We start from the raw sequence: 12,535 nt of genomic DNA on the forward strand, positions 1-12,535 counted from the left end.
TCGACCGGCCCCGCCGCACCGGGTTTCCGACAAAAAGGGGGGCAGCGCATGGCGCGTCTCGCATCCAAAAGCCGGGCGGCATCGATCCGGCGTTTCTTTCCTATTCTCGATTGGGGTTCGGAGTATTCGAAGGACACGTTCCTGTCGGACTTCGTGGCCGCCCTGATCGTCACGATCATGCTGATCCCGCAGTCGCTCGCCTATGCGCTGCTCGCGGGTCTGCCGCCCGAGATGGGGCTTTACGCCTCGATCTTGCCGCTGGTGGCCTATGCCATCTTCGGCACGTCGCGGGCGCTGGCGGTCGGCCCGGTCGCGGTCGTGTCGCTGATGACGGCTGCCGCCATCGGCAAGCTGGGCCTTGCCACGCCCGCCGAATACGCCGCCGCCGCGATCACGTTGGCCTTCCTGTCCGGTCTCATCCTGACCGTGATGGGGGTGTTCCGGCTGGGCTTCCTCGCCAACTTCCTGTCGCATCCGGTCATCGCCGGGTTCATCACCGCCTCGGGCCTGCTCATCGCGACGTCGCAGATGAAGCACATCCTGGGCGTGCCGTCGCATGGCGAGGCGCTGTTCGACCGGCTCGCGACGCTTATCAGCCATGTGGGCCAGACGAACCTCATCACCTTCGCGGTCGGCGCGGCCTCCATCGCGTTCCTGTTCTGGGTGCGCAAAGGGATGAAGCCGCTCCTCATCAAGCTGGGGCTGAAGCCGCGCCTTGCCGATATTCTCGCCAAGGCCGGGCCGGTGGCCGCCGTGGCCGTGACCACACTTTTGTCCTTTGCCTTCGATTTCGCGGGTCATGGGGTGTCCATCGTGGGTGACGTGCCGCAGGGCCTGCCGCCGCTGACGTTCCCGAGCTTCAACCTCGATCTCGTCGGCCAGTTGATCGGCCCGGCGATCCTGATCTCGATCATCGGTTTCGTGGAATCGATCTCGGTTGCCCAGACGCTTGCCGCCAAGCGCCGTCAGCGGATCACGCCGGATCAGGAACTCGTCGGTCTGGGCGCATCGAACATCGCGGCCTCGCTGTCGGGCGGTTATCCGGTCACGGGCGGGTTCGCGCGTTCGGTCGTGAACTTCGACGCCGGGGCCGAGACGCCCGCCGCCGGGGCGTTCACCGCCGTGGGGATCGCGCTGGCCGCGCTGCTTCTCACGCCGCTGCTTTACTTCCTGCCGACCGCCACTCTGGCAGCGACGATCATCGTCGCTGTCCTGAGCCTTGTCGATTTCGGTATCCTCAAGCGGACGTGGAAATACTCCAAGGCCGATTTCGCCGCCGTCGCCGCGACGATCCTGCTGACACTCACCTTCGGGGTCGAGGTCGGCGTGTCCTCGGGCGTCGTGCTGTCGATCGTGCTGTTCCTTTACAAGACCTCGCGCCCGCATATCGCGGAGGTGGGGCTGGTGCCGGGAACCGAGCACTTCCGCAACATCGACCGCCACCACGTGCTGACCCACCCGGAGCTTCTGAGCCTGCGTCTGGACGAAAACCTCTATTTCGCCAACGCCCGCTATATCGAGGACTACATCCTCGACCGGCTCGCCAAGGGCCAGCCCGTGAAGCACGTGGTGCTCATGTGCTCGGCGGTGAACGTGATCGACCTGTCGGCGCTCGAAAGCCTCGAGGAACTCAATCGCCGGATGGACGACATGGGGATCAGGCTGCACCTTTCCGAGGTGAAGGGGCCGGTGATGGATCGGTTGCAGAAGACCCATTTCCTCGACGACCTGACGGGACAGGTGTTCCTGTCGCAATACGGGGCGATGAAGGCGTTGGGGCCGGTGGACGGGTTGAAGCCCAAGCTGGCGGCGGAGTGAGGCCGCACCACGCCATGAGGGGCGAAGGGGGACACCTCTTCGCCCCTTTGCCTGTCCCTCCCCGCCGCAACCTGCCAGTGGCGCGCCACGCGCCGTTGGGCTAAGGGAAGGCGAAAGAAGGGGACGGGAATGGATATTGCGACACTGGCGTTGATGGGCGGTCTGCTTCTCGTGATCGGGGCGGTCGCGGGTATCCTTGCCGGGCTTCTGGGCGTGGGCGGCGGGATCGTTCTGGTCCCCGCCTTCTATTATGCCTTCGCCGGATTGGGATACGACGGGCCGGAACTGATGCAGGTCTGCCTTGCCACGTCGCTGTCCACGATCATCGTGACCTCGATCCGCTCGGTGTCTTCGCACAACAAGAAGGGCGCGGTGGAATGGCCGATCCTCAGGGCCTGGGCGCCGGGGATCATGATCGGGGCCGTGATCGGCGTGCTCGTCGCCTCCGGTCTGCGCACGCCCACGCTACAGGTGATCTTCGGCACCATCGCCATCCTCGTGGCGTTCTACATGCTGTTTTTCAAGTCCGAATGGCAGATCGCGGATCGGATGCCGGGGCTGATCGGCAGGTCGATCCTGTCGCCTCTGGTTGGCTTTCTCTCGGTCCTCATGGGGATCGGCGGCGGCAGCTTCGGGGTGCCGATCATGTCGCTGCATGGCGTGGCGATCCATCGCGCGGTGGCGACGGCGGCGGGCTTCGGCCTTATTATCGCGGTGCCGTCTGTCATCGCCTTTCTGTTCGTCGATGTGGCGGGCGCGCCGCCCTATACCATCGGCGCGGTCAACCTGCCCGCCTTCCTCGTCGTGATCGCGATGACCACGCTGACCGCACCGCTGGGCGTGAAGCTTGCACATGCGATGGACCCGAAGCCGCTCAAACGGATGTTCGGCGTGTTCCTGTTGCTCGTCGCGCTCAACATGCTGCGCAAGGCGCTGATGGGCTAGGGCGCGACACCCCGGCGCATGGCGATGCCGCCCGCCGGGGCGCATAGGAACCGAAGCAAGGAGTAGCCCGATGCAACCGCCCAATTTCGGTGTCCCACCCAAGAAACCCGGCCTCTGGCGCCGCACGCCGCCCGCGCTTTTCCCGCCGGTCTTCGGCCTCTTTGGTCTGGCTGTCGCGTGGCGTCGCGCGGCGGACGCTTTCGCGATGCCCTACTGGCCGGCTGAATTGCTGTTCGGCGCGGTGACGCTGCTCTACCTTTTCCTGCTGGTGGCATACGGCGTTAAGGTCGTGCGCCGTCCCGGTGTGGTGGTCGAGGATCTGCGGGTTCTGCCCGGACGTGCTGGGCTCGCCGCGATGTCGCTGTCGGGGATGCTGATGGCGCTGGGCCTGGTCGCGCTGAACGAAACGCTCGCCGCCGTCGTCCTCACCCTTGCCGTCGGCCTCCATGCCGTTCTGCTGTTGCTGGTCGTGCGCGGACTGCTGACGGGGCCTGCCGAGGGGCGGGTGGTCACCCCCGTCTGGCACCTGACGTTCGTGGGGTTCATCATCAGCCCCATCGCGGGCGTTCCGCTGGGCTGGGATCTATGGTCGACAGTGGTTTTCTGGGTCTCGCTCGTTATCGCCGCGGCGATCTGGGGGACGTCTCTGTCGCAGTTCGCCCGCCGCGACGTGCCTGCGCCGCTGCGCCCGCTGCTCGCGATCCATCTGGCCCCTGCAAGCGTGCTCGGCTCCGTCGCGCTGCTTCTGGGCTATCACACGCTGGCGCTGGGGCTGGGCGTGCTCGCGATCCTCATCCTCGTGGCCTTGCTCGCCCGTCCGCGCTGGCTTTTGGCCTCCGGGTTCTCACCGCTCTGGGGGGCCTTCACCTTTCCCATCGCCGCCTTTTCGTCGCTCATGCAGATGCTCGGCTCGGTCGGCGACGGCGAGGTGTTCCGCATCCTCGGCGGCCTCGCTCTGGTCGCGGCCACGCTGGGCATTCCAGTGGTGATGTGGAAGGTTGTCCAGCTTTGGGGCAAGGGCCAGCTTGCGGTCAAGACCAACGCCGCCGAGGCGTGAGGGCTTACCCCAGCGCGGCCTGCACCTTTTTCGGCAGTTTCGCGCGGATCGTGTCATAGGACACGGCAAGGCGGTGGCGAAACTCCTCCTCGCTCGTCGCCCCGAACGGCAGAAGCACCCATGATTTATGGAAATACGCGGCCTTTTGCGCGACGCCCGCATCCTTGAGCATGTCCGCCGTTTCCACATCGGGGCATTTCACCGCGACCCCGGTGCCCATCGCGCCGATGCAGGCGAACATCTTGTCGCCCACCTTCCACGCGTCATGCCCGCCGCCCCACGGGTCCGACACTTCGGCCCCGGCAAAGTCCTTGCAAATTTCGTTGACCAGTTCACGCGACATGGGGGCGAGGCTAACACGCTTGGCACACCGCGCGAAGCCTGCTATCCAGCGCATATGAACGACAACCGCAACATCATCATTTGCTGCATTACCTGCTGACATCGTCAGGCGGGCCGTTCTTCTATTCCTCATCCAGATCGAAGCTGCTAGGTCCGCCGCGGGAGAAGTGCGCGCGAGGACGCCATGGTAGAGATCAAGTTTCACAACACCGCCACCCGGTCGAAAGAGGTGTTCACGCCCATCGACCCGGACAACGTGCGGATGTACGTCTGCGGGCCGACCGTCTACGACCGCGCCCATCTGGGCAACGCGCGCCCCGTGGTGGTGTTCGACGTGCTTTACCGGCTGCTGCGTGAGGTTTACGGGCCGGACCACGTGACCTATGTGCGCAACTTCACCGACGTTGACGACAAGATCATCGAACGCGCCAACCGCGACGGCAAAGAGATCGACCAGATCACGTCGGAGACGACGCAGTGGTATCTCGATGACATGGCCGCTTTGGGGGCGTTGGAGCCGACCGCGATGCCCCGCGCGACGCAGCATATCGGTGACATGGTGACGATGATCGAGGGGCTGATCGACAGCGGCCACGCTTATCCCGAGCAGGGCCACGTACTTTTTTCCGTCGAAAGCTACGACGATTACGGCAAACTGTCGGGCCGTTCGGTCGACGACATGATTGCTGGCGCACGGGTCGAGGTCGCGCCCTACAAACGCAACCCGATGGATTTCGTGCTTTGGAAGCCCGCCCGCGAAGGCGAGCCGGGGTGGGACAGTCCGTGGGGCCGGGGTCGGCCCGGCTGGCACATCGAATGCTCGGCCATGTCCTACGAGTTGCTGGGAGAGAACTTCGACATCCACGGCGGCGGCAACGACCTGATGTTCCCGCACCACGAGAACGAGATCGCCCAGTCGAAATGCGCTCATGCGGGGGCCGGTTTCGCGAATGTCTGGCTCCACAACGAGATGCTTCAGGTCGAGGGCAAGAAGATGTCCAAGTCGCTGGGCAACTTCTTCACCGTGCATGATCTGCTGGAACAGGGCGTGCCGGGCGAGGTGATCCGCTTCGTGTTCCTTGGGACGCACTACCGCAAGCCGATGGACTGGACCGAGAAGAAGCGGGAGGAGGCGGAGGCGACACTCGGCAAGTGGCACCGGATGAGAGGCTCCAACAAGCCGGGAGCGGTGCCAAAGGCAATCGTCGATGCAGTCGCAAGCGATCTCAATACTCCCGAGGCGATTTCTGTGCTCCACAAGTTGGCAAACATTGGAGACATTGAGGGGCTGTTGGGCGGTCTCGACTTCTTGGGGCTGAAAACTATCGACACTGAAATGCTCGATCTTATTCGAGAGGGAGAACAGGAAAGGCTTTCAGAATTGGAGGCAAAGCTCACTCAACTGCGCATCGGGGCGATGGATACTAAGGACTTCTCGCAGGTGGACGCGATGAAGTCAGCTTTGATTGCGGCGGGTGTCGAAGTGCGCATGTCCAAGGCTGGGATAGAACTTGTGCCCGGAGCCGGATTCGACCGAGCCAAGCTGGAAGGGCTGTGATGGTAACGGTCTTCCCGACAGAGGGCAGCGCATGGCCGCGGGTGGGCGCATCTGCCGCCCGTGGTCGCCCGTTTATCTCAACGCCTCATCGAACCTCAGGCCGCACGCTTACGGCAACGAAGCGCCCGGCCGTCGGGGCGGCCGTGCGCTGCCCGGGCCGCGTGCGCGGCTGTTCCGGGCGGGTGCGCCGCTCGACCGTTTCCAGACAACGCGCTTCCGTCGATTGTCAGTTCAAAGGACAGGCTCATGACTGAACGTCTCTACCTCTTCGACACCACGCTGCGCGACGGGCAGCAGACGCAGGGCGTGCAGTTTTCGACGCCGGAAAAGATGGCCATCGCCAAGTCGCTCGACGAGTTGGGCATCGACTATATCGAAGGCGGCTGGCCCGGCGCGAACCCGACCGACAGCGAATTCTTTCACGTCCGCCCACAGACCCGCGCGACCTTCACCGCCTTCGGGATGACCAAGCGGGCAGGGCGCTCGGCTGAGAACGACGACGTTCTGGCGCAGGTGATGCAGGCCGATACGCCCGCCGTCTGCCTCGTCGGCAAGACGCACGATTTCCACGTGACCACGGCGCTCGGGATCACGATGGAGGAGAACCTCGAAAACATCTCGGCGAGCGTCGCTTATCTGAAACGCGAGAACCGCGAGCCGCTGTTCGATGCCGAGCACTTCTTCGACGGCTACAAGGCGAACCCCGACTATGCGTTGTCCTGCGTCTTGGCGGCCTATGAGGCGGGGGCGCGCTGGGTCGTGCTCTGCGACACCAACGGCGGGACGCTCCCGAAAGAAATCGAAGCGATCACGCGGGCGGTGATCGACGCGGGCATCCCCGGCGATCATCTGGGCATCCACACCCACAACGACACTGGCAACGCGGTCGCCAATTCGCTGGCCGCCGTCGATGCAGGCGCGCGCCAAATTCAAGGGACTTTGAACGGGCTGGGCGAACGCTGCGGGAACGCGAACCTCATCACGATCATTCCGACCCTGATGCTCAAGGAACCCTACAAATCGGCCTATGAGATCGGGGTGCCGCAGGAGGCGCTGATCTCGCTCACCCGCGTGTCGCGGCAGTTGGACGACATCCTGAACCGTGTGCCGACCAAGAGCGCGCCTTATGTGGGCGGATCGGCCTTCGTCCACAAGGCGGGGCTGCATGCCAGCGCGATCCTGAAAGACCCGACCACCTACGAACACATCGACCCGGCGCTCGTGGGCAACGAGCGCGTGGTGCCGATGTCCAATCAGGCCGGTCAATCCAACCTGAGGGCGCGGCTGCAAGCCGTTGGGATCACGCTTGAAAAGGGCGATCCGCATCTGTCCGAAATCCTCGACGCCGTGAAGGAGCGCGAGGATCAGGGTTATGCCTATGACAGCGCGGAAGCGTCGTTCGAACTCGTGGCGCGCGGTATCCTCGGCACCTTGCCCAATTACTTCGACGTGGAACGCTACCGCGTGATTTCCGAGCGTCGGCGCAACGCGAAGGGCCGCATCGTCGTGGAATCCGAGGCGATGGTGACGGTGCGCTATCCGGACGGGGTCGAAAAGACCTCGTTCTTCAAGAACGAGCACCCGCAGGAAATGTCGGACGATGGCCCGGTCAATGCGATCTGGCTGGCGTTGCAGGCGGACCTCGGCCCTTATCAGGCGTCGATCGAGCCGGTGAAACTGACCGACTTCAAGGTGCGCATCACCCAAGGCGGGATCGAGGCGGTCACGCGCGTCATCATCGACTTCACCGATGGCGAAAAGCGGTGGTCCACGGTGGGCGTGTCGTCGAACATCGTCGACGCGAGCTTCGCCGCCCTCCTCGATGCGCTGGTCTGGAAGCTTCTGGATGACGGTGTGCGTCCGGCGTGAACGGGGGCGTCGTTCATATCGGGCAGGTTTCGCGCCGCGAGGTCGCTGAATGACCGTTCAGGAATGCGCAGAGATCGTCGAGCGCGGCGACCCGGATCGGCTTGTGGCCGCGATGAGCGCGCCGGTGCCGGACCGCGAGGTGCTGTTTCCGCTTTACGCCTTCAACCTCGAAATCGCGCGTGCCCCGTGGCTGACGCAGGAGCCGTTGATCGCGGAAATGCGGCTACAGTTCTGGCGCGACGTGCTGGACGAGATCGAACAGGGCAAGACCCCGCGCGCGCATGAGGTGGTGGCACCGCTCGGCGCTGCGATCCATGCCCGCGCGATCCCGCTGGCCCCGCTGCGTGCGATGATCGACGCGCGGCGCGCCGACATCGCGCGGGAGCCTTTCGTCGCCCCTGCCGACCTGTGGGATTACATCAACGCGGGCGCCGGGTCGCTCATGTTCGCCTCGGTCGCCGCATTGGGGCGCACGGACGAGGCCGAAGCGCGGGTGTTGGGCCGGGTGCAGGGGCTGGCCGCGTGGCTCGAGGCGCAGCCGGAGCTGCTGGCCCACGGCTGGCGGGCCTTCGACGCCGGGTTCTATCCCGAAATGATCGACGTGGCGCTGGCCGACCTCAGGTCGATCAGGGGGCACGACTTCGGCAAGGCGACGCCGGCCGCGCGGGCCGCGAGCCGGGCGGGCGCGATCCTGAAACGGGCGAAAGCCGACCCCGATGCGATCATCGAAGGCCGGCTTTCGGAAAGCGAATTCGCCCGGCGGGGTCGGTTCCTGTGGAAGACCCTGCGCGGGCGATGGTGACGCCTACTTGGTCGCGTTGATATAGATCTGGCCTTCCTGCGCGCTGCCGTTCTCGCTCAGCGTCGATTGCGTGCCGAACCCGTTGAGCGTGGTGCCGCCATAGACCTTCACCCCGTCCGCATCCGCGCCGACGAACTGGCCCGCGCCTGTGCCGCCGACCTCGATCGTGTCGCCGTCCTGCGTGAGCGTGCCGGAAAATCCGACGGTGAAACGCTCGCCCGTCGAGGTGTCGGCGGTCACGTCGATCGTGCCGTCGACCGGCGAGAAATCGGCGAGTTGGGTTTCGATGTCCGCCACCGTGCCGGTGTAGATCGCCGCGTTGAACGCCTGCATATCCACGTCCTTGGCCCCGACGAAGTTCTGAAGCGTTCCGCTGACCGCTCCGCCAGCCGCGCTGAAGCGCGCGTCGAGCGTCGCTTCGCCCGCCATGACGCGCTGGTTCGCATCCGTCGCGCTGTCGGCCATCTGGATCAGCGCCGATCCGGTGTAGCTGGCCGTGCCGGAGGTGGGCATGGTCGTCGTCTCGTTCTCGAATTCGCCGACCTCGGTGATCGAGTTATAGACGACTTCGGCCAAAGACCCCTGCAATCCGGTGCCCTTGAGGCAGCCGGACAGGGCGAAAGCGGCGCAGAGCGTCAGGCCAGCGCGCAGCATCGGTTTGGTATTCATGGATAAATCCCTCGTTAGATGTGAGGGTTTTAGTCCCGACTCCCGGTCCGGGCGTATCCCCCAAACGGGGGGTCAGTCCTCATTCGGTCGCAGCACCAGCCAGATCAGCGCCGCACCGGCAAGCGCGAGGAACGGCACCATGGCAAGGTTAACGGCGGTCCAGCCGTCCTGCGGCGTGCCGCCCGAACAGTTCATGAGACCGCCGGAGGCCAGCGAGGCGAGCGTGACGCCACCGAAGACGATCATGTCGTTCATGCCCTGAATGCGGCCCCGCTCATGCGCTTGGTGCGCGCCCGCGAGCATGGTCGTCGCGCCGATGAAGCCGAAGTTCCAACCGATGCCCAAAAGCACGAGCGCGATGAAGAAGTTCTCGAGTTCCACGCCCTGTAGCCCCACGACGCCCGCCGCGGCGAGAATGACGAGGCCGGTCGCCATGATCTTGCGCACGCCGAAGCGCGCGATCAGGTGGCCGGTGAAGAAGGACGGAATGAACATGGCGAGGACGTGGGCCGAGACCACGTCGGCGGCGGTCGAGCTTTCGAAACCACAGCCCACCACCGCGAGCGGGGTCGAGGTCATGACGAGGTTCATGAGCGAATAGCTGACCATGGCGACGATGATCGCCACGGCGATGGTCGGGGTCGTCAGCATCTCCCACGTCGTGCGTCCGCGCGGGGCATCGTGGCTGGGCACCGGCGGTTTCGGGATGTCGAGCGCGAGGAAGAGGAGCGAGCCGACCACGTTGATCGCGACGATGGCGGCATAGACCCCGAGGAAGGGAATGACGCTGACGTCCACCGTGGCCTTGACCAGTTGCGGGCCGATGATCGCCGAGACGAGGCCGCCCGCCATGACGTATGAGATCGCCTTGGGCCGGAAGCTGTCCGATGCCGTGTCGGCGGCGGCGAAGCGGTAAAAACCTTGCGCGGACATATACATGCCGGTGAAGGCCGAGCCGACGATGAACAGCGTGAAGCTCGCCTGACTCAGGCCATAGGCGGCAATCGCGGCGCCGATTGTTCCGCCCAATGTGCCGGTCCAGAACCCGGCGCGGCGGCCAAAGCGCTGCATGATCCAGCTCATCGGGTTGGCCGAGAGCATCGACACCAGCACGATGGCCGAGATCGCCAGCGTCGCGAAACAGGGGTTCGGGGCAAGCGACTGACCCGCCAGCCCGCCGACGGTGAAGATCATCGGCATTTGCGCGCCAAGGAGCGCCTGCGCGATGACGAGGATCGCCACGTTGCGCTTGGCCTTGCGGTCGTCGGTCTGGGAATAGGTCGCGTCAGTCATGCAAGATCGCTTATATGTTCTGCGGGCCGCAGAAAAGGGGTCATGCGATGATATGGGCGAACGACCCGGCGACGCGCCCTTGGATCAGGCCCATGGCGGGCAGCGTGGCCCCCTCGGCATCCTGCGCGTCGAACAGGGGCGCACCGTCGGCGGCGAGCGTGGTGGCGTAATGGAACTCATGCGCCATATGCGTGCCGGGCAGGGCGGACCAGTGGCTCGTCAGGCGCCGGTAGCCAAGGTGAAGCTTGCGTTGGGCGAAGGATGTGGCGAGGCCCAGAAGCCCGGCCATCCTGTGAACCGCACCGTCCGCGTCGGTGAGCGTTTCGCCCAGCACCATATAGCCGCCGCATTCGCCGTAGATGTCGGTGGTGCTGGCGGCGTCGCGCAGACTGCTGAGGAAGGTCTGGTTCGATGCGATCCGGGCTGCGTGCAATTCGGGGTAACCGCCGGGAAGATAGACGAAATCCGCCTCCGGCACCGCCTCGTCCGCGAGCGGGGAGAAAGGAAGGATCGTGCTGCCTGCGCGGTCCCATGCCGCCAGTTGGTGCGGATAGACGAAGCTGAAAGCCGCGTCGCGTGCGATGGCGATGCGTTTCGGCGCGGAGGGCGCTGCGCGCGGCGGGGCGGTGGCCGTGTCGCGGGCCAGCGCCACCAGCGCGTCCAAGTCGAGGCGCGCGCGCACCACGTCGGCGGCGCGATCGAGAAACCCGGTCAGGTCCGGGTGCTCGGCGGCCTGCACCAACCCGAGGTGTCGGTCGGGCAGGGCGAGGTTCGGATCACGCGGCAAAGCCCCCAGCACCGGAAGACCGAGCGGCGACAGGGCGCGGCGCAGCATCGCCTCGTGCCGGGGGGAGCCGACGTTGTTCAGGATCACACCCGAGACGCGGACCTCGGGGTCATGGCTCGCGAACCCGCGCACAAGCGCGGCGACCGAATGCGACATGCTGGCCGCGTTCACCACCAGCACGACAGGCAATCCGAGGATCCGGGCGAGGTCTGCGGTTGCCCCGTCGCCATCGGGCGGCGCGCCGTCGAACAGACCCATCGCGCCCTCGACGACAAGCAGGCCGTCACCCTTGGCCAGAGATCGAATCTGATGTTTCGGCATCGCCCAGGCGTCGAGATTGACCGACACCTGCCCGCAGGCGGCATCGTGAAACCGGGGGTCGATGTAATCCGGGCCGGATTTGGCCCCCCGGACCGCGACGCCGCGCTGGCTGAGGGCCCGCAGGATGCCGAGCGTCACGGTCGTCTTGCCGCTGCCCGAGGTCGGTGCGGCGAGGATCAGACCCTTGCCGCTCATCCGTCCTCCACCGGGCGCCCGATGGCGAGCGGGTCTAGGTTGCGCATCGGGCGACCCATGGCGAGCGATTGCCAGTCGAGCGCCTGCCGCAGAAGCGCCGCGCGGCCCACGCAGATCACGGCGGGGGCGCCGATCCCGCTGTCCCGCGCATCCGCCGCGCAGGTGGCGAGAGTGGTTTCCAAGACCTGCTGGTCGGGCAGGGTGGCCTGCGCGACGATCGCCACCGGCTCCTCCGGTCCGCGTCCGGCGGAGATGAGGTCGGCGGCGATAGCGGCGAGGTGCTTCATCCCCATGTAGATCACGATGACGCCCGACCCTTTGGCGACGCTGGCCCAGTCCACGCCGCTCGCATTCCCGGTGCGGTCGTGCCCGGTGACGAAGGTGACCGCTTGGTTCACATCGCGATGCGTGACCGGGATGCCGGCGTAGGCCAGCCCGCCGATCCCCGCCGAAATGCCGGGAATGATGCGGATCGGCACGTTGTGCTGCACCAGCGTCTGCCCTTCCTCGCCGCCGCGCCCGAAGACAAAGGGATCGCCGCCCTTGAGGCGCAAGACCTTCTTGCCCGCGCGGGCGAGGTCGACCAGTTGCAGCGAAATGTCCTTTTGCTTGGCCGACGGCTTGCCGCCCCGCTTGCCCGCATAGATCAATTCGGCCGCCGGACCCGCCCAGCCGAGGATGCGGTCGTCCACCAGCGCGTCATGCACGATCACGTCGGCCTGCCTGAGCGCATTCAGGGCATGGAGCGTCAGCAGACCCGGATCGCCCGGACCCGCGCCGCACAACCAGACCCAGCCGGGCTGCATGTCGGGCCAATCGCCGGGGGGAAGGGGTGTCGAGTCGCTCATGCGCGCGTTATGCACCCCGTGACGCATGATG

The 12,535-nt window shown here is 65.7% G+C and carries 11 protein-coding genes; 6 read left to right on the forward strand and 5 right to left on the reverse strand.

Going from position 1 to position 12,535, the window contains the following annotated elements; translation table 11 throughout:
* Positions 1-48: 48 nt before the first annotated feature.
* The 3 genes from FCT00_RS10330 to FCT00_RS10340 all read left to right on the forward strand — a co-directional run bounded on the left by FCT00_RS10330 (position 49) and on the right by FCT00_RS10340 (position 3,820).
* A complete protein-coding gene (locus tag FCT00_RS10330) occupies positions 49-1,818 on the forward strand; it encodes a SulP family inorganic anion transporter (protein WP_008328108.1) in 1,770 nt (589 codons plus the stop codon).
* 129 nt (positions 1,819-1,947) lie between these two features.
* On the forward strand, positions 1,948-2,763 hold the full coding sequence (locus FCT00_RS10335) for a sulfite exporter TauE/SafE family protein (protein WP_138422964.1): 816 nt from the start codon (positions 1,948-1,950) through the stop codon (positions 2,761-2,763).
* Positions 2,764-2,833: 70 nt separating this feature from the next.
* Entirely contained in the window at positions 2,834-3,820 is a 987-nt protein-coding gene (locus tag FCT00_RS10340) for a TDT family transporter (protein WP_138422965.1), read from the forward strand.
* Positions 3,821-3,824: 4 nt separating this feature from the next.
* On the opposite strand, the gene FCT00_RS10345 is transcribed toward FCT00_RS10340, so the two are convergent.
* Positions 3,825-4,163, reverse strand: a complete 339-nt coding sequence (locus FCT00_RS10345; RefSeq protein WP_138422966.1) for an MmcQ/YjbR family DNA-binding protein — start codon at positions 4,161-4,163, stop codon at positions 3,825-3,827.
* Positions 4,164-4,346: 183 nt separating this feature from the next.
* On the opposite strand from FCT00_RS10345, the gene cysS reads away from it, so the two are divergent.
* From cysS to FCT00_RS10360, 3 genes are all read left to right on the forward strand, one after another.
* On the forward strand, positions 4,347-5,720 hold the full coding sequence (gene cysS, locus FCT00_RS10350) for a cysteine--tRNA ligase (protein WP_138422967.1): 1,374 nt from the start codon (positions 4,347-4,349) through the stop codon (positions 5,718-5,720).
* Positions 5,721-5,966: 246 nt separating this feature from the next.
* Entirely contained in the window at positions 5,967-7,589 is a 1,623-nt protein-coding gene (cimA, locus tag FCT00_RS10355; RefSeq protein ID WP_138422968.1) for a citramalate synthase, read from the forward strand.
* A 49-nt stretch (positions 7,590-7,638) separates the two neighbouring features.
* Positions 7,639-8,391, forward strand: coding sequence for a squalene/phytoene synthase family protein (locus FCT00_RS10360; RefSeq protein WP_138422969.1), 753 nt, complete (start codon positions 7,639-7,641; stop codon positions 8,389-8,391).
* Positions 8,392-8,394: 3 nt separating this feature from the next.
* Here the strand turns inward: FCT00_RS10360 and FCT00_RS10365 are convergent, their stop codons facing one another.
* The 4 genes from FCT00_RS10365 to cobA form a co-directional block, all read right to left on the reverse strand.
* Positions 8,395-9,060 carry a hypothetical protein gene (locus FCT00_RS10365; RefSeq protein WP_138422970.1) on the reverse strand — a complete coding sequence of 222 codons (666 nt, stop codon included), beginning with the start codon at positions 9,058-9,060 and terminating at the stop codon, positions 8,395-8,397.
* 72 nt (positions 9,061-9,132) lie between these two features.
* The gene (locus FCT00_RS10370; protein WP_008328117.1) at positions 9,133-10,353 is read right to left on the reverse strand and encodes an MFS transporter; all 1,221 of its coding nucleotides are present in this window, start codon (positions 10,351-10,353) and stop codon (positions 9,133-9,135) included.
* Between the two features lie 40 nt (positions 10,354-10,393).
* On the reverse strand, positions 10,394-11,656 hold the full coding sequence (locus FCT00_RS10375) for a cobyrinate a,c-diamide synthase (protein ID WP_138422971.1): 1,263 nt from the start codon (positions 11,654-11,656) through the stop codon (positions 10,394-10,396).
* Positions 11,653-12,504, reverse strand: a complete 852-nt coding sequence (gene cobA / locus FCT00_RS10380; protein ID WP_138422972.1) for a uroporphyrinogen-III C-methyltransferase — start codon at positions 12,502-12,504, stop codon at positions 11,653-11,655. Before cobA ends, FCT00_RS10375 begins: the two co-directional genes overlap by 4 nt.
* Positions 12,505-12,535: the final 31 nt, after the last annotated feature.

It is taken from the genome of Maritimibacter alexandrii (assembly GCF_005871115.1).
Lineage (GTDB): Bacteria > Pseudomonadota > Alphaproteobacteria > Rhodobacterales > Rhodobacteraceae > Maritimibacter > Maritimibacter alkaliphilus.

Coding starts and splice junctions, on each gene's coding strand:
- FCT00_RS10375 (WP_138422971.1), bottom strand. CDS start 11,656: ATGAGCGGCAAGGGTCTGATCCTCGCCGCACCGACCTCGGGCAGCGGC.
- cimA (WP_138422968.1), top strand. CDS start 5,967: ATGACTGAACGTCTCTACCTCTTCGACACCACGCTGCGCGACGGGCAG.
- FCT00_RS10330 (WP_008328108.1), top strand. CDS start 49: ATGGCGCGTCTCGCATCCAAAAGCCGGGCGGCATCGATCCGGCGTTTC.
- cysS (WP_138422967.1), top strand. CDS start 4,347: ATGGTAGAGATCAAGTTTCACAACACCGCCACCCGGTCGAAAGAGGTG.
- FCT00_RS10365 (WP_138422970.1), bottom strand. CDS start 9,060: ATGAATACCAAACCGATGCTGCGCGCTGGCCTGACGCTCTGCGCCGCT.
- FCT00_RS10370 (WP_008328117.1), bottom strand. CDS start 10,353: ATGACTGACGCGACCTATTCCCAGACCGACGACCGCAAGGCCAAGCGC.
- FCT00_RS10340 (WP_138422965.1), top strand. CDS start 2,834: ATGCAACCGCCCAATTTCGGTGTCCCACCCAAGAAACCCGGCCTCTGG.
- cobA (WP_138422972.1), bottom strand. CDS start 12,504: ATGAGCGACTCGACACCCCTTCCCCCCGGCGATTGGCCCGACATGCAG.
- FCT00_RS10360 (WP_138422969.1), top strand. CDS start 7,639: ATGACCGTTCAGGAATGCGCAGAGATCGTCGAGCGCGGCGACCCGGAT.
- FCT00_RS10345 (WP_138422966.1), bottom strand. CDS start 4,163: ATGTCGCGTGAACTGGTCAACGAAATTTGCAAGGACTTTGCCGGGGCC.
- FCT00_RS10335 (WP_138422964.1), top strand. CDS start 1,948: ATGGATATTGCGACACTGGCGTTGATGGGCGGTCTGCTTCTCGTGATC.